The organism is Enteractinococcus helveticum, assembly GCF_020742345.1.
Taxonomy (GTDB): domain Bacteria; phylum Actinomycetota; class Actinomycetes; order Actinomycetales; family Micrococcaceae; genus Yaniella; species Yaniella helvetica_A.
The window spans coordinates 22,196-39,372 of sequence record NZ_DYXC01000084.1; the positions used below are offsets into that span (position 1 = coordinate 22,196).

10 protein-coding genes are annotated in these 17,177 nt (G+C 53.9%); 1 reads left to right on the forward strand and 9 read right to left on the reverse strand.

What is annotated here, in order from left to right:
• Positions 1-4: 4 nt before the first annotated feature.
• From rplC to K8V32_RS07830, 7 genes are all read right to left on the reverse strand, one after another.
• Positions 5-658 carry a 50S ribosomal protein L3 gene (gene rplC / locus K8V32_RS07800; protein WP_043058746.1) on the reverse strand — a complete coding sequence of 218 codons (654 nt, stop codon included), beginning with the start codon at positions 656-658 and terminating at the stop codon, positions 5-7.
• Positions 659-681: 23 nt separating this feature from the next.
• Complete coding sequence (gene rpsJ, locus K8V32_RS07805) at positions 682-990, reverse strand: 30S ribosomal protein S10 (RefSeq protein WP_022871386.1); 309 nt, start codon at positions 988-990, stop codon at positions 682-684.
• 515 nt (positions 991-1,505) lie between these two features.
• Positions 1,506-2,696, reverse strand: coding sequence for an elongation factor Tu (gene tuf, locus K8V32_RS07810; protein ID WP_303905434.1), 1,191 nt, complete (start codon positions 2,694-2,696; stop codon positions 1,506-1,508).
• 271 nt (positions 2,697-2,967) lie between these two features.
• Positions 2,968-5,031, reverse strand: coding sequence for an elongation factor G (gene fusA, locus K8V32_RS07815; protein WP_524536713.1), 2,064 nt, complete (start codon positions 5,029-5,031; stop codon positions 2,968-2,970).
• Between the two features lie 144 nt (positions 5,032-5,175).
• Positions 5,176-5,646, reverse strand: a complete 471-nt coding sequence (rpsG, locus tag K8V32_RS07820) for a 30S ribosomal protein S7 (RefSeq protein ID WP_303905440.1) — start codon at positions 5,644-5,646, stop codon at positions 5,176-5,178.
• Positions 5,647-5,649: 3 nt separating this feature from the next.
• Positions 5,650-6,021: a 30S ribosomal protein S12 gene (gene rpsL, locus K8V32_RS07825; protein ID WP_043058749.1), complete on the reverse strand. Its 372-nt coding sequence runs from the start codon at positions 6,019-6,021 to the stop codon at positions 5,650-5,652.
• A 445-nt stretch (positions 6,022-6,466) separates the two neighbouring features.
• Positions 6,467-7,738 (reverse strand): carboxylate--amine ligase, encoded by a 1,272-nt coding sequence (locus K8V32_RS07830; RefSeq protein WP_303905444.1) that lies wholly within the window; start codon positions 7,736-7,738, stop codon positions 6,467-6,469.
• Positions 7,739-7,821: 83 nt separating this feature from the next.
• Between K8V32_RS07830 and K8V32_RS07835 the strand changes: the two genes are divergently transcribed.
• Positions 7,822-9,003 (forward strand): lipid II:glycine glycyltransferase FemX, encoded by a 1,182-nt coding sequence (locus K8V32_RS07835; protein ID WP_303905447.1) that lies wholly within the window; start codon positions 7,822-7,824, stop codon positions 9,001-9,003.
• Between the two features lie 134 nt (positions 9,004-9,137).
• On the opposite strand, the gene K8V32_RS07840 is transcribed toward K8V32_RS07835, so the two are convergent.
• Entirely contained in the window at positions 9,138-13,028 is a 3,891-nt protein-coding gene (locus K8V32_RS07840) for a DNA-directed RNA polymerase subunit beta' (protein ID WP_303905449.1), read from the reverse strand.
• 55 nt (positions 13,029-13,083) lie between these two features.
• Complete coding sequence (rpoB, locus tag K8V32_RS07845; RefSeq protein WP_303905453.1) at positions 13,084-16,590, reverse strand: DNA-directed RNA polymerase subunit beta; 3,507 nt, start codon at positions 16,588-16,590, stop codon at positions 13,084-13,086.
• Positions 16,591-17,177: the final 587 nt, after the last annotated feature.

Here is a 17,177-nt window from a genome sequence, read left to right on the forward strand (position 1 = left end):
TGAACTAGGCTCCCTTCACTGCATCGCGAACCAGAACAACGCGACCACGTGGGCCAGGTACTGCACCTTTGATGAGCAGCAGGTTGTTCTCTGCATCGATTCCGTGCAGAGTCAGGTTCTGAGTGGTTGTTTTGACGTTACCCATGCGGCCTGGAAGCTTCTTGCCCTTGAACACACGACCTGGGGTAGCTGCGCCACCGACCGAGCCTGGTTTGCGGTGGTTTTTCTTCGCACCGTGGGAAGCGAATGAGCCACCGAAGTTGTGGCGCTTCATGGCACCGGCGAAGCCTTTACCCTTGGAGTTCGCAGTGACATCAACTTTTTGTCCTGCTTCGAACAGTTCAACGGTTAGGTCCTGGCCGAGTTCGTAGTTGGCTACGTCAGCGGTACGGATTTCGACGACGTGACGACGCGGTGTTACACCGGCTTTGTCGAAGTGTCCGACCAATGGTTTGGAGACCTTACGGGGGTCGATTGCCCCGTATGCAATTTGGACAGCAGAGTAGCCATCAACTTCTTCATTGCGAAGTTGGGTGACTACGTTAGGCTCAGCCTGAACCACAGTAACGGGAATGAGGTTGTTGTTCTCGTCCCATACCTGGGTCATGCCGAGCTTCGTGCCCAACAGTCCCTTGATATTCTTCTGGGATGTGGTCATAGTTCTCTCAGCACCTCCCTAGCTTAGAGTTTGATTTCAATGTTGACATCCGCTGGCAGGTCAAGACGCATCAGCGAGTCAACAGCCTTAGGAGTCGGGTCTACGATGTCGATAAGACGTTTGTGAGTACGCATTTCAAAGTGCTCACGGCTGTCTTTGTATTTGTGCGGAGAACGGATCACGGCGAACACATTCTTCTCAGTAGGTAGTGGAACCGGGCCAACTACCTGTGCGCCTGCGCGTGTGACCGTATCAACGATCTTCCGCGCTGAAGTGTCGATCACTTCGTGATCATACGACTTCAGCCGGATGCGGATTTTTTGTCCCGCCATGGCGTCTGCCTCATTTCCGTACTAGTTGAGTACCTGTCCCTGTGTACATGCAGTACAGCTGAAGCTGGTGCATGCGTTATTTTCGCTCACGTAGCTGAATCCGTCTTACGGGTTCCTCAACTATGTGAGACCATCAAGTTTTTAGTCACCAGACTGCATAGCAAAATCGGTCTGGGATATTTGATGCCTGCTCTTTGAAAGCGTGCTCAGGGGTGTTATTCAACATCTTCCGGGCACGTTCGTTGCGAGCAACCTGTCTATTATGACAGATTCTGTGTGGATTAGCCAATCGAGTTGCATGGTGTTTTCCAATCGGGCCTGATCGTTGTTGCGAGGTGGTGGTCTGCAAGGTTTCCTCGTGTGAGGTCGGACGGCCGAAGGCACCAGGGCGGATACAGTAAACGGTGTTGGAAATGGTCGATTTTTAAGTATTTGGATACAAAATATCCCCTGCTGTTTGGCAGGGGATATTTTGGTCTACTACAGGTTAGAGCGTACGCTCTATTCGTAGGAGCTTAGGCGATAATCTTGGTTACACGACCGGAACCAACAGTACGTCCACCTTCGCGGATAGCAAAGCCGAGGCCCTCTTCCATAGCGATTGGCTGGATCAGTTCAACGGTCATTTCGGTGGTGTCACCTGGCATGACCATTTCGGTACCTTCTGGCAGGGTGATGACACCGGTTACGTCAGTGGTACGGAAGTAGAACTGTGGACGGTAGTTCGAGTAGAACGGGTTGTGACGGCCACCTTCGTCCTTGGACAGGATGTAGACGTTTGCTTCGAACTGGGTGTGTGGGGTGATCGAGCCTGGTGCTACGACAACCTGACCGCGTTCGACGTCTTCACGGCGCAGACCGCGGAGCAGCAGGCCACAGTTTTCGCCGGCCCATGCTTCCTCAAGCTGCTTGTGGAACATCTCGATACCAGTAACGGTGGTCTTCTGCGATTCACGGATACCAACGATTTCAACTTCAGAGTTGATTGCCAGGGTACCGCGTTCGGCGCGACCGGTCACAACGGTACCGCGACCGGTAATGGTGAAGACATCTTCAATTGGCATCAGGAATGGCTTGTCGCGGTCACGAACTGGCTCTGGGATGTATTCATCCACAGCGTCCATGAGATCTTCAACAGCCTTGACCCATTTTTCTTCGCCTTCGATAGCTTTTAGAGCGGAGACGCGGATAACTGGTGCGTTGTCACCGTCGAAGTCCTGGGAGGACAGCAGTTCACGAACTTCCATTTCAACCAGTTCCAGCAGGTCTTCGTCGTCGACCATGTCGGATTTGTTGAGTGCAACGAGCAGGGTTGGAACGCCAACCTGCTTGGCCAGCAGAACGTGTTCACGAGTCTGAGCCATAGGGCCGTCAGTAGCGGCAACAACGAGAATTGCGCCGTCCATCTGAGCAGCACCGGTAATCATGTTCTTGATGTAGTCGGCGTGGCCTGGGGCGTCAACGTGTGCGTAGTGACGTTTTTCGGTTTCATATTCAACGTGGGAAACGTTGATAGTAATACCGCGCTGGCGCTCTTCAGGAGCACCGTCGATATCGGCGTAGTCGCGCGATTCGTTGTATTCAGGGTACTTATCGGCCAGTACCTTGGAGATCGCAGCGGTGAGGGTGGTTTTACCATGGTCAACGTGACCAATGGTACCGATGTTAATGTGCGGCTTTGTCCGCTCGAACTTTGCCTTCGACACAGATTCCTCCTAGAACTGTTCGACTGGAGAAGGACATGCAGCCGCTTGTGGCGGTCTGACTTTGGTCCAGTCTACGTCAGATGTTGTTATTACTAGTTTCCCCGGGTGTTAGGACCGGTCCGTGGATTGCTAAACAACCTCGGCCGCCTGCGCGGACCGGACCCTAGTCCTTTACCAAACGTTATGTTCGGGGTGACACATCGTTTGGCTGGTGGTGGGCTTGGCGGGGCCGAGCCCACCACCATAAATCTAGCCGGCTAATAAGTCTAAATTATTGGCCGGAGTGTTTCTGAATAATTTCTTCAGAGACAGCAGAAGGTACTTCACCGTACGAGTTGAAGGTCATGGTGTATACAGCGCGACCCTGAGTACGGGAGCGCAGGTCACCGATGTAACCGAACATTTCAGACAGTGGAACTTTAGCCTTGACGACTTTGACACCTGCAGCATCTTCCATCGATTCGATGGTACCGCGGCGGGAGTTCAAGTCACCAATGACGTCGCCCATGTATTCTTCTGGGGTACGGACTTCTACGGACATAATCGGTTCAAGCAGAACCGGTTTTGCGCGTTTGATACCTTCTTTGAAGACCTGGGAGCCGGCCAGTTTGAATGCCATTTCCGAGGAGTCAACGTCGTGGTAGGCGCCGTCTTCAAGAGTTGCTTTGACACCAACCATTGGGTAGCCAGCAAGAACACCGAACTGCATGGCTTCTTGAATACCCTGGTCAACTGATGGGATGTATTCGCGAGGAATGCGTCCACCGGTGACAGCGTTCTTGAATTCGTAGACTTCGCCTTCTTCGGATACCAGAGGTTCAAAGGTGACGACAACCTTAGCGAACTGACCGGAACCACCGGTCTGCTTCTTGTGGGTGTAGTCAACCGATTCAACCTTCTGGCGAATGGTTTCACGGTAGGAGACCTGTGGTTTACCAACGGTAGCCTCAACCTTGAATTCGCGCTTCATACGGTCGACCAGCACGTCAAGGTGCAGTTCGCCCATACCGCCAATTTCGGTCTGGCCAGTTTCTTCGTTCTGAGAAACGGTGAACGTCGGATCTTCTGCAGACAGTCGCTGAATAGCAGTCGACAGTTTTTCCTGGTCACCCTTAGAGTTTGGCTCAATAGCGACCGAAATCACTGGTTCTGGGAATTCCATGGATTCCAGAATGATCGGAGCTTCTTTAGCAGACAGGCTGTCACCGGTGGTGGTGTCTTTGAGACCCACGACGGCGTAGATGTGGCCGGCCTGTGCTTCGTCCACAGGGTTTTCCTTATTGGCGTGCATCTGGAACAGACGGGAGATGCGTTCTTGTTTCTGCTTGGTAGCGTTGAGAACGGTATCGCCTGCTGAGATTTTTCCTGAGTACACACGAATGTAGGTCAAGGTACCAAAGAACGGGTGAGCCGCAATCTTGAAGGCCAATGCGGAGAATGGTTCCTGCAAGCTTGGCTTGCGGGTCAGTTCTTCTTCTGGATCCTTAATGGAAGTGCCCTTGACGGATTCGACGTCCAGTGGGGATGGCAGGTAGTCAACAACAGCGTCGATGATTGGCTGAACACCACGGTTCTTGAATGCAGAACCACAGAATACTGGGTATGCGTCGTCAGCAATGGTCAGTGCACGCACACCGGCTTTGATTTCTTCGTTGGTCAGCTCGCCCTCGTCGAGGTACTTCATCATCAGTTCTTCCGATGATTCAGCCACCGATTCAACGAGTTCGGCGCGGTACTCTTCCGCTCGTTCCTGCAGTTCTGCTGGAATGTCCTGAATTTCGTAGTTAGCACCAAGGGCCGTGTCACCTTTGGCATCCTCTGGCCATACGAAAGCCTTCATGGTCACGAGGTCGACAACACCAATGAAGTCGCTTTCAGAACCAATTGGCAGCTGCATAACCAGTGGTTTAGCACCCAGGCGGGATTTGATGGTTTCAATGGTGTTGTAAAAATCAGCACCGAGTTTGTCCATCTTGTTGACGAAACAGATACGGGGTACACCGTATTTATCAGCCTGACGCCATACGGTCTCGGACTGTGGTTCAACGCCTTCTTTAGCATCGAACACGGCTACCGCGCCGTCGAGGACACGCAACGAACGTTCAACTTCAACTGTGAAGTCAACGTGTCCTGGGGTGTCGATGACGTTAATCTGGTTACCGTGCCAGAAGCTGGTGACAGCTGCGGAGGTAATGGTAATGCCACGTTCTTTTTCCTGCTCCATCCAGTCGGTGGTTGAAGCGCCGTCGTGGGTTTCGCCCAGTTTGTGGCTTACACCGGTGTAGAAGAGGATACGCTCGGTCGTGGTGGTTTTACCGGCGTCGATGTGTGCCATGATGCCGATGTTACGAACTTTTGTGAGGTCGGTAAGCACTTCTTGTTGTGCCACAGGTTCTCCCTTGGTTGTTGCCTGGTTCCGTGAGCCACAGACTCCTGGTTGAGGCAACGGCTCGGAATAAGTACTGAGTTGGTGTTTGAGTTACCAGCGGTAGTGGGCAAACGCCTTATTAGCTTCAGCCATCTTGTGCACGTCCTCACGACGCTTTACAGCTGCACCCAGTCCGTTGGAAGCATCCAGAATTTCGTTGGTCAAACGCTCAGTCATGGATTTTTCGCGGCGTGCCTTGGAGAAGGTAACCAACCAGCGAAGTGCAAGAGCAGTAGCGCGCCCAGGCTTGACCTCAACAGGTACCTGGTAGGTGGCACCACCAACACGACGTGAGCGGACTTCCAATGCAGGACGAACGTTATCCAAAGCTTTTTTGAGCGTTGCTACTGGATCGTCGCCGCCTTTTTCGCGCGTCCCATCAAGGGCGCCGTAGACGATGCGTTCTGCAGTCGATCTTTTACCATCGACCAATACTTTGTTAATAAGCTGGGTGACCAGAGATGAACTGTAAACAGGGTCAACTACCAGTGGGCGCTTTGGCGCAGGACCTTTACGTGGCATGGTTTACTTCTCCTTCTTAGCGCCGTAACGGCTACGAGCTTGGCGGCGATCTTTGACACCCTGAGTGTCCAGAGCACCGCGGACAATCTTGTAACGGACACCTGGAAGGTCTTTCACGCCACCGCCACGAACGAGCACGATGGAGTGCTCCTGGAGGTTGTGGCCTTCACCTGGAATGTAGGCGGTAACTTCGATTCCGCCGGCCAGTCGGACACGTGCGACTTTACGCAGCGCGGAGTTCGGTTTCTTAGGGGTGGTGGTGTACACACGGGTGCACACACCACGGCGCATTGGGCGTGCGTCAAGCGCAGGCGCACCAACACGCTTTGCTTTTGGTGTGCGGCCCTTGCGGACCAGCTGCTGAATTGTTGGCAAAATATTCTCCGTATGATTTATCTTCTTTCGAACGGTTCGAGGCGGTATGCAGCGCATCGAATCGAAAGAAAGCTTGGTCGTTTTTCGACGTCGTAGACTATTCGACTTTAGACGTGCAAAAAGGTGGCATTTGTCGCGCAAGTTCCCCGCAACCCGGACAGAGTCCTACTGCCACTTTGAAACAATCGTTTACAGTGTACCAGGTTCGGTCACATTGCAACAATTTGCACATTGATTGGGGTATGCATCACGTTGGGTTCCTGTTATCCCCTGTCGGCAAGCTATTTACGGATTGAACGGGACAGGTGGTCAGTATTCCTCAGTGGTACGTGCCACCTCCAGACCGTCTGGCTCATGCGCATCCTCTGACAGAGATGTTTGTTTGCTACCAGCGGTTGATTGTGGCTTTGGGCTACAGTCGGTCCTGTACGGAAAGACCCGGTATTTAGGCGTTCATCGTGCCTGGTATGTGGGCCACTTCGCCTGCGGCCTTATTCAGCCGATAGCGCTGGTACAGGTCGCGCTTCAGATTCCGGTCGTTACTGTATTGCAACGGCCAGCCCATACGGCCGGCACGCTTAGCGGCATCAAGTTGTTGCTGTTGTGCTGGTGTTGCGTACTGTTTGGCAAGTCTTAGCGGAATAGTCAGTGAAGCAGCAGGCCCCGTGGTTGTCACAGGTTGACCGTGAGCTCTCATGGCAATGAACTCCCGGTAGAGGTACGTTGCGGGGTTTGCCCCGGCCACGGTCAGGTAATAATGATGGCGGCCCAAACGTGGATTCATCTCCAAGAAATATGGTTCACCAGTCGTCTGATGGATCTTAATGTCAAACATGCCAAAGCCGTGCCAGTCCAGTGCATCCATGAGTCGTGCGCCTTGTTTTTCTATGGGCGCATCAGTGGCTGCCACTACAGCCCGTGAGTTGCCCTCAAGTCCTGCTGCGTGATCTTCGACGATGACTTCAGCAAGTCCGGTCAGTGCGTTGGCGCCGGTTCGATCGCGGAATTGCGAGAGAATTCGCAGGTTGGAATCCGGGCCAGGAATGAATTGCTGAATGATAAGGGAACCAACATAGCCGGCGTGTATAGCTTGAGTGATGACAGCTTTTAGTTGCCTTGGTTCTTGTAAGAAGTGTACTTTTCGTCGACCCGGAAAGCGGGTATTCGCCCAGGCTGCGCCGTCACCAGCTTTCAAAATGTTGGGGTATTTCAACCCCATCTCAGCGACTGTGTCCAGGAAAGTATCAATGGTGCCAGGGCCTTGCGAGCAGTCGATGGATGCCGTCTGGGGATATTTGATCCCCAGCTCGTCACACAGGGCGTAGAAATTATCTTTCAATGAGGCCTGGTCAAGTTGAGCTGCAGTGAGGTCAGGAAATACATATCCCATCGCCCGAAGTTCTTCAGCGTGGTTGATCATGATACGAACCAGATGGTCGTAACCTGCTACCAATAGCAGAGGGCGAGCGTCGTCGCGCCGTAGTCGTTGAGCAACGCTAGCCAGGTGTTGAACTACATGTTCTGGATCGAACATGGTCCCTGCGGGATAGAGCTGAGTGATTTTGCTGCCCCCAACAATCAGGTTTTCTGCTGTTGGGACGATTGCTGATACCACCCCGTATGCTTCGTGGAATTCGCGGGCCAGTGTGTACGCGCCGAGGTCTCCCCCGGTAATGACCGGGACAAAGGATTGCGAAGCGGGGATCTGTGAGCTCATAGTGGACGAGTCTAGCAACTGTCAGCAGTGATCCGGCTCGCTCTATCTCGGGGAACGATCAACAGCTGGGGTACGCTGGAGACGTGACACAACATAAGACCCTGAATATCCAAGAGATTTCCGCTGAACAGCATCAAAGGTTTCTCGCTGAGCAGCCGCGAGCTTCCTTTCTTCAGAACCCCTATTGGCCCCATACCAAAGCGGCTTGGCGTGGTCAATCGTTGGGATGGTGGGATAATGACGAGTTGGTTGCCACCAGCCTGGTGTTATACCGGCCGATCCCGTTGCCTGGGCTTCGGGGCCGCAATTTAGCGTATCTGGCCGAGGGGCCGATTTTTGATCCCGAGAATGTTTCGTTAGATTCGCTGGTAAATCCGTTAGTGCCGTATTTGCGGGGTCAGGGCGCGTTTTTGATCCGGATGGGGCTGCCATTTATTTTGCGCCGTTGGGATGCAGAGACAGTTCGTCGTACCCTATCGGCCAATGACCACGATATGATCCCGGATCTTCATCCTGTCGAGTCTGATCCCACAGCGTGGTCACTTGAAGATTCTTTGGTGCGCTTAGGGTGGGAAAAACCTGGGCTGACCGAGGATTTTGGTCCGGGTCAGGCACAATTTCAGGCGCGTATTCCGCTTCCTGAGCTCACCGCCGCGCAGCGAGCGGATCGTGAGTCACCTGAATTTGTGCAAGCCGTCGATGGCGTGTTGGCTCGTATGGATAGTACTTCGCGTCGTCAGACACGAAAGTCGATGCGCTCAGATTTGCAGATTTCCGTTGGCGATGTTTCTGAGATCAGTCAGTGGCAGACCTTATATGAAGAAACCGCTGAACGCGATGGTTTCATTGGTCGTCCGCAGAGTTATTTTGAGGCGATGTTCAATGCACTGAATTCCTCCGAGATTGCACAGTGCAAAGTGTTGTTTGCCCATTACGAGAACCAACTGCTTGCTTCAGCTATTTATGTTCAGCAGCAAGATACTGGATGGTACGTCTACGGTGCTTCGACTCGTGCCGAGTCCAAGCGCTATGCCCCGCGTGCTCTGCAATTGGAACAGATCAAGCTCAGTCTGGAAGCTGGCGCACGCTGGTATGACCTCGGCGGGGTCTCCCCCACCCTCAATAAGGAGCATCAGCTTGCGGGCCTTACGCGATTCAAAACGACGATGGGTGCAGACGTTGTCGAGACCATGGGCGAATGGGATTACCCCATCAACAAGGTTCTGGCTCGAGCGTTCAACCGGTACCTTGCTCGCAGAGGCTAGGGTTCGTCCCGTCTGACTTCCCGATCATCGTTAGCAGTAGTATTTTTCTTTTACGGTGAAGCCACAGAGAGCCAGTGCAAATCATTGCACTGGCTCTCTGTGTGTTTCGGGCCGATTTTTAGTGGCCTACGGCGTTAGCGGAAGTCGCCACCCATACCGTAGTCTTCCAGCGGGATCGCGTGGAAGTCGCCACCGATTTCGGTGTCCATACCCGGGTAATCAAAATCCGGGAATGCTGCTGCACCGGTGAACATATTGGCCTTAGCTTCATCGGTTGGTTCAACCGCAACGTTGGTGTAGCGGTCCAGGCCGGTTCCGGCCGGGATGAGCTTACCAATGATGACGTTTTCTTTCAGACCAAGCAGTGGGTCTGCTTTACCTTCCATAGCGGCCTGTGTCAGAACACGGGTTGTCTCCTGGAAGGATGCGGCCGATAGCCACGAGTCGGTTGCCAACGAGGCCTTGGTGATACCCATCAGCTCGTCACGACCAACTGCTGGGCGTTTGCCTTCCGCAACGGCAGCACGGTTGGCTGCCACGAAGTCGGCGCGGTCAGCAAGTTCACCTGGGAGCAGGTCGGTTTCTCCGGAGTCAATGATGGTGATTCGACGCAGCATCTGACGGACGATGACTTCCACGTGCTTGTCGTGGATGCCAACACCCTGGGACTGGTAGACCTCTTGGACCTCATCGACCAGGAATTTCTGGGCGGCACGTGGACCAAGAACGCGCAGGACTTGTTTCGGATCGATCGCACCAGCAACCAGCTGGGTACCAACCGCAACGTGCTGGCCGTCTTCGACGAGCAGGCGTGAACGACGCAGGACCGGGTAGGCCATTTCTTCAGAACCGTCATCCGGGGTGAGCACCAGACGCACTTGTTTGTCGTCTTCTTCGATGGTCACGCGACCGGCGACCTCGGAGATCGGGGCAACACCCTTTGGCGTGCGGGCTTCGAAGAGCTCCTGAATACGTGGCAGACCCTGGGTAATATCGTCAGCCGATGCGACACCACCGGTGTGGAAAGTACGCATAGTTAGCTGAGTACCTGGTTCACCAATCGACTGAGCGGCGATAATACCGACTGCTTCACCGATGTCAACGACTTTACCGGTAGCCATCGAACGACCGTAGCACTTGGCACAGGTTCCAACAGCGGATTCGCAGGTCAGCACCGAACGGATACGGATCTCAGTGACACCGGATGCAAGCAGCAGGTCAAGCTTGGTGCTACCAATGTCCTGGCCGGCTTCAACGATGACGTTGCCGTCAGCGTCTTTGGCATCGGTGGCTAGAACTCGTGAGTAGGCTGAGGACTCGATATCTTCCACGAAGACGAGTTCACCGTTGTCATCCGGGATAGCAATGGTCGTGTTGAGACCACGGCGAGTACCACAGTCTTCTTCACGCACAATGACATCTTGCGAAACGTCGACCAGACGACGGGTCAGATAACCCGAGTTCGCGGTCTTCAACGCGGTGTCTGCTAGACCTTTACGGGCACCGTGCGTAGCGGAGAAGTATTCCAGAACCGAAAGGCCCTCACGGTAGGAGGACTTGATCGGACGAGGAATAATCTCACCCTTCGGGTTTGCTACTAGACCGCGGATACCGGCAATCTGGCGCACCTGCAACCAGTTACCGCGAGCACCCGAGGTGACCATGCGGTTGATGGCGTTTTGTTTGCCCATTCCGGACCGCATTGCTGCAGCAACTTCGTCTGTGGCGTTATTCCAGATATCGATCAGTTCAGCACGACGTTCGTCGTCTGAGATCAGACCGGTTTCGTACTGGGTCTGAACCTTGATCGCCTGTTCTTCGTATCCCTCCATAATCGATGCTTTGTCGAAGTCTGAAGTGATATCGGAGATCGCAACGGTCACACCCGACCAGGTGCCCCAGTAGAAGCCCGCGTCTTTGAGGTTGTCCAACGCTCGAGCGGTATCAACTAACGGGTAACGTTCAGCTAGATCGTTGACCAGTTCGCCGAGGGTTCCCTTAGTCGCAACTACTTCTACCCACGGGTAGTCGGCTGGCAGCAGCTGGTTGAATAATACGCGACCAATGGTGGTTTTTAGGTTCACACGTTGACCTGGTTCCCAGCCTTCTGGAGCTGGTTGTACCTCGGATGGTACAAAGTCGTCCACACCGATGGTGACGGTTGCATTGAGGTGAACCTTACCGGCGTCCATACCCATGATGGCTTCACCGAGCGAGGAGTAGGTGTTGCCAATGCCAACGACGTCGTCGCGAACATCGGTCAGGTGGTTCAGACCGATGATCATATCCTGAGATGGCACAGCAACTGCGCGACCATCGGATGGTTTCAGGATGTTGTTGGACGACAGCATTAACAGACGGGCTTCAGCTTGTGCTTCGGGGCTCAGTGGCAGGTGGACTGCCATCTGGTCGCCGTCGAAGTCTGCGTTGAATGCGGCACAGACCAGTGGGTGCAGCTGAATGGCTTTACCTTCAACCAGCTGTGGTTCAAAGGCCTGAATACCCAGGCGGTGCAGGGTGGGTGCGCGGTTGAGCAGTACCGGGTGTTCGGTAATGACTTCTTCTAACACATCCCAAACCTGTGGGCGGGTACGTTCGACCATGCGTTTGGCCGATTTGATGTTCTGGGCGTGGTTCAGGTCAACCAGTCGTTTCATCACGAATGGTTTGAATAGTTCCAGCGCCATTTGTTTTGGCAGACCGGCTTGGTGCAGTTCCAGCTGGGGTCCGACCACGATGACCGAGCGGCCGGAGTAGTCGACGCGCTTACCGAGCAGGTTTTGACGGAAACGTCCCTGTTTACCCTTGAGCATGTCGGATAGCGACTTCAGCGGACGGTTGCCCGGTCCGGTGACGGCACGTCCGCGACGGCCGTTGTCGAACAGCGAGTCGACGGATTCCTGCAGCATGCGCTTTTCGTTGTTGACGATGATCTCTGGCGCACCCAGTTCAAGCAGGCGTTTCAGACGCGAGTTGCGGTTGATCACACGACGGTAGAGGTCGTTGAGGTCAGAGGTCGCAAAGCGGCCGCCGTCAAGCTGCACCATTGGGCGCAGTTCAGGTGGAATAATCGGGACGGCGTCTAGCACCATGCCTTCTGGCTTATTGTCGGTGGTCAAAAATGCGTTGACCACTTTCAGGCGCTTCAGCGCACGGGTTTTACGCTGGCCCTTGCCGGTCTGGATGATTTCGTGAAGTTTTTCAGATTCACCTTCCAGGTCGAAATTTCGAAGACGACGTTGGATGGCTTCTGCACCCATGGAGCCTTCGAAGTATTCGCCGTATTTATCGCGCAGCGAGCGGAAGATCTGTTCGTCGCCTTCCAGGTCGCCGACCTTGAGGTTTTTGAAACGCTCCCAGACCTCTTCTAGCTGTGCGATTTCTGCTTCGGCGCGTTTGCGAACCTGAGCCATGGTCTTTTCGGCCAGGGATTTGGCTTTTTCACGTTCTGCAGTTTTAGCACCGGCCTGTTCCAGTTCGGCGAGTTCTTCTTCGAGTTCGCGCGAGATGGCGGCAATATCGGAGTCGAGTTGTTTCTTCAGGAAATTGACTTCCTGATCGTACTCGGCTTGCAGGTTTGGCAGATCGGCGTGGCGTGCTTCTTCGTCAACGCTGGTGATCATGTAGGCAGCAAAGTAGATGATCTTTTCAAGATCTTTTGGTGCCAGGTCAAGCAGGTAGCCAAGGCGCGATGGCACGCCTTTGAAGTACCAGATGTGCGTGACTGGTGCAGCTAGTTCGATGTGGCCCATGCGGTCACGACGAACTTTGGAACGGGTGACTTCTACACCACAGCGTTCACAAATGATGCCTTTGTAGCGGACTCGTTTGTATTTACCGCAGTAGCATTCCCAGTCGCGGGTTGGACCGAAAATACGTTCACAAAACAGGCCGTCTTTTTCTGGCTTGAGTGTTCGGTAGTTAATGGTTTCAGGCTTCTTGACCTCACCGTAGGACCACTCGCGGATTTGGTCTGCGGTGGCCAGTCCGATGCGCATGAGGCCGAATGAGTTTTCTGGGGACATTGTCCTATGAACTCCTGGTTCTAAAATGGATGAAAGACTGATTTGTGTTGTGAACTTAGACTTCTTCTACCGAGCTGGGTTCAGCACGGGAGAGGTCGATGCCTAGTTCTTCAGCAGCACGGAATGAATCTTCATCCGAGTCACGCATTTCGATATTCTGGCCGTCTGCGGAAAGGACTTCCACATTCAGGCACAGGGACTGCATTTCTTTGATCAGGACTTTGAAGGATTCTGGAACGCCTGGTTCTGGAATGTTCTCACCCTTAACGATGGCCTCGTAGACCTTCACACGGCCGTGGACGTCGTCAGATTTATGGGTTAGGAGTTCCTGCAGGGTATATGCGGCGCCGTAGGCTTCCAGTGCCCACACTTCCATTTCACCAAAGCGCTGACCACCGAACTGTGCTTTACCACCCAGCGGCTGCTGGGTAATCATCGAGTACGGTCCTGTTGAACGAGCGTGAATCTTATCGTCAACCAAGTGGTGCAGTTTCAGCATGTACATGTAGCCAACCGAGACGTGTTCTGGGAAGGGTTCGCCAGAACGCCCGTCAAATAGCTGGGCTTTACCGTCGGTGCCCATCAGGCGTTCTCCGTCGCGGGTTGGATTGACATGACCAAGCAGCCCGGTGACTTCTTCGGCTTCGGCTCCGTCGAAGACTGGAGTAGCGACGTTGACCGGGCCGGTTTCGCGCGGCAGGTTCGGCAGCTTTTTGAGGAAGTCTGGTTCGCCTTCGATCTTCCAACCGTTGGCAGCAGCCCAGCCGAGGTGAAGTTCCATAACCTGGCCCAGGTTCATACGTCCTGGTACACCCAGTGGGTTCAGGATCATATCGACCGGGGTGCCGTCGGCGAGGAATGGCATGTCTTCAACCGGCAGGATCTTGGCGATAACACCTTTGTTCCCGTGACGGCCGGCCATTTTGTCACCGTCGGTAATCTTACGTTTCTGGGCAACGTAGACGCGTACCAGCTGGTTAACACCGGCGGGCAGATCGTCGTCTTCGTCACGGTCGAAGATACGAACACCAATAACGGTACCGGATTCACCGTGTGGGACCTTCAGCGAGGTATCACGGACTTCTTTGGATTTTTCACCGAAGATGGCACGCAGCAGACGTTCTTCTGGGGTAAGTTCGGTTTCACCCTTCGGGGTCACACGACCAACGAGGATGTCACCGGATTCAACCTCAGCACCGATGTGGATGATGCCGCGTTCGTCAAGCTGGGCCAGAACTTCTTCCGAGACGTTTGGAATGTCGCGGGTGATTTCTTCGGCACCAAGTTTGGTGTCACGAGCATCGACTTCGTATTCTTCGATGTGAATTGAGGTCAAGACGTCATCGGAGACCATGCGCTGGGAAACGATAATCGCGTCTTCGAAGTTCAGACCTTCCCATGGCATGAAGGCCACCAGGAGGTTCTTTCCAAGTGCGAGTTCACCGTTATCGGTCGACGGACCATCGGCCAGCACCGAACCGTATTCAACTCGCGCCCCTTCGGATACGCGGACGACCTGGTTGTAGGCGTTGCCCGAGTTGGAACGTTCGAATTTTGAAACCGGGTAGTGACGGGTAGTGCCCTCATCTTCCATAACGGTGACCATGTCGGCGGCTACCTCGGTAACGACACCGGGTTTCTGCGCGATGATGGAGTCACCAGCGTCAATAGCAATCGGCTTTTCCATACCGGTCCCAACCAGTGGAGCTTCCGACTGAACCAACGGCACAGCCTGTCGCTGCATGTTGGCTCCCATGAGCGCGCGGTTGGCATCATCGTGTTCCAGGAATGGGATCAATGCGGTTGCCGCAGATACCATTTGGTGTGGGGAAACGTCCATGTAGTCAATATCGGACGGGTCGGCAAGGATCGGCTCGCCGTCACCACCGCGCTGACGGGACAGGACGAATTCTTCGGCGAAGGTGCCGTCGTCGTTCAGTACAGCATTGGCCTGGGCAATCTGGACATGCAGTTCGTCATCAGCTGTCAGGTATTCAACGGTATCGGTGACGCGACCGTCAATAACCTTACGGTACGGGGTCTCGATGAACCCGAACGCGTTGATGCGCCCGTACGTTGCCATGGAACCGATGAGCCCAATATTTGGGCCTTCTGGGGTTTCAATTGGGCACATACGGCCGTAGTGGGATGGGTGAACGTCACGGACTTCCATACCGGCGCGGTCACGCGATAAGCCGCCTGGGCCCAGTGCGGATAGGCGGCGTTTGTGGGTCAGACCAGCTAGCGGGTTGCCCTGGTCCATGAACTGCGACAGCTGTGATGTTCCGAAGAACTCACGAATGGCTGCAACGACCGGACGGATGTTGATCAGGGTCTGCGGGGTAATGGCCTCGACGTCCTGGGTGGTCATGCGTTCGCGAACCACGCGTTCCATACGGGACAAACCGGTACGGATCTGGTTTTCGATCAGCTCACCAACCGCACGGATACGACGGTTACCGAAGTGGTCAATGTCATCGACTTCTACCGGAATATCAACTTCTTGGCCTTTCCGGGTGCCCTTGATCTTGGAGTCACCGTTGTGCAGTGCCGCAATGAAGTGCACCATCTGGGTAACGTCTTCTTCGGTCAGAACCAAGGAAGCCGGATCGCTCAGCGGAGCATCGACACCGAGTTTACGGTTGAGCTTATACCGGCCAACCTTGGCTAGATCGTAGCGACGTTCGGTGAAATACAGGTTTGCCAGCAGGTTCTGGGCAGAATCTACCGAAACTGGTTCACCCGGACGCAGTTTACGGTAAATATCTTTCAGCGCTTCAGCCTGGTCGGCAATACCGTCTTTTTCCAGGGTTAACATTATGGAATCGTAGTGACCGAACTCTTCGCGAATGCGAGCTTCAGTCCAACCCAGAGCCTTCAGCAGCACGGTGACAGGTTGTTTACGACGACGGTCTAAACGAACTGAAACCTGATCACGGCGGTCAATTTCCAGCTCGAACCAAGCACCGCGTGATGGAATGATCCGGGCAGTGTAAATATCTTTGTCAGTGGTCTTATCTGGAGTGCGCTCAAAGTAGGCGCCCGGGGAACGGACCAGCTGGGAGACGACGACGCGCTCGGTCCCATTGATAATGAAGGTGCCTTCATCAGTCATTAACGGGAAGTCGCCCATAAAGACGGTCTGCTGTTTAATTTCGCCGGTGTTGTAGTTCATGAACTCGGCTTTAACATACAGGGGAGCCGCGTAAGAAGCGTCACGTTCTTTGGCTTCTTCCGCGTCCATCTTCGGGTCCGAGAACTCTGGGTCGGAGAACGACAGAGACATCGTGCCCTGGTAATCTTCAATCGGTGAGATTTCGTCAAAAATCTCTCCAAAACCTGAAGTTGTAACTACCGAATCATCGCCGATTTCTTGTGCACGTGCGACCTGGGCAGCCCAACGCTCATTGCCAACTAGACGGTCAAAAGATTCCGTCTGCAGCGCAAGAAGATTGGGCACATCAAGTGGTTCATCAATCTTTGCAAAAGAAATACGACCGGCTGAAGCGCCGTGTCGATAGTTTGTAGCGGTTGTGTTATCAGAGGTGCTAGAAGCGACCAACAGCGATCCTTTCACAGACCTTCCAAGTATCTATAAACGCGTAGTGCCCAAGCATCTAATCAAGTACGCCACGGGACAAAGACACGGGACCCACCGCTATATGAAGGTCAACCCGCTCTTGTGTATGATCCTGTGGAGATGGTGAATCCGACGTTCAGCCGGGAACACCAAAACGACCTGAAGACAGGGATACGCAAAGAATCAGCATATCTTGACTTGACCCATTTTGTCCAGTAGGCACCTCCGAGTTAGTTAGAATTTACCTTTCGGACGTGTCTCGGGTCGCAATATTGTCCTACAAACTCCCGGTGGCTGCATCATCCTGCTGATAGGACGACGATTTTAGGATGCGATGTCCTTCTTGGCAAATGCAAGCAGCACGCGTTTTTCAATCACATGAGCCCAGCTTTGCCTGCCCCGCCTATGAAGTGCGCAGCCATACTATGACAAACCTTCCCACCTGTGGGGCGCCAATTTTATACCGCTTACACCGGTAGCGATAATCGTACCGATGCGAAAAGTACCCGAGCAGCCTTGTAACGCTGCATGCGTTGCGCAGGCCAGTCAGTGCCTAGCTACATGCCAAT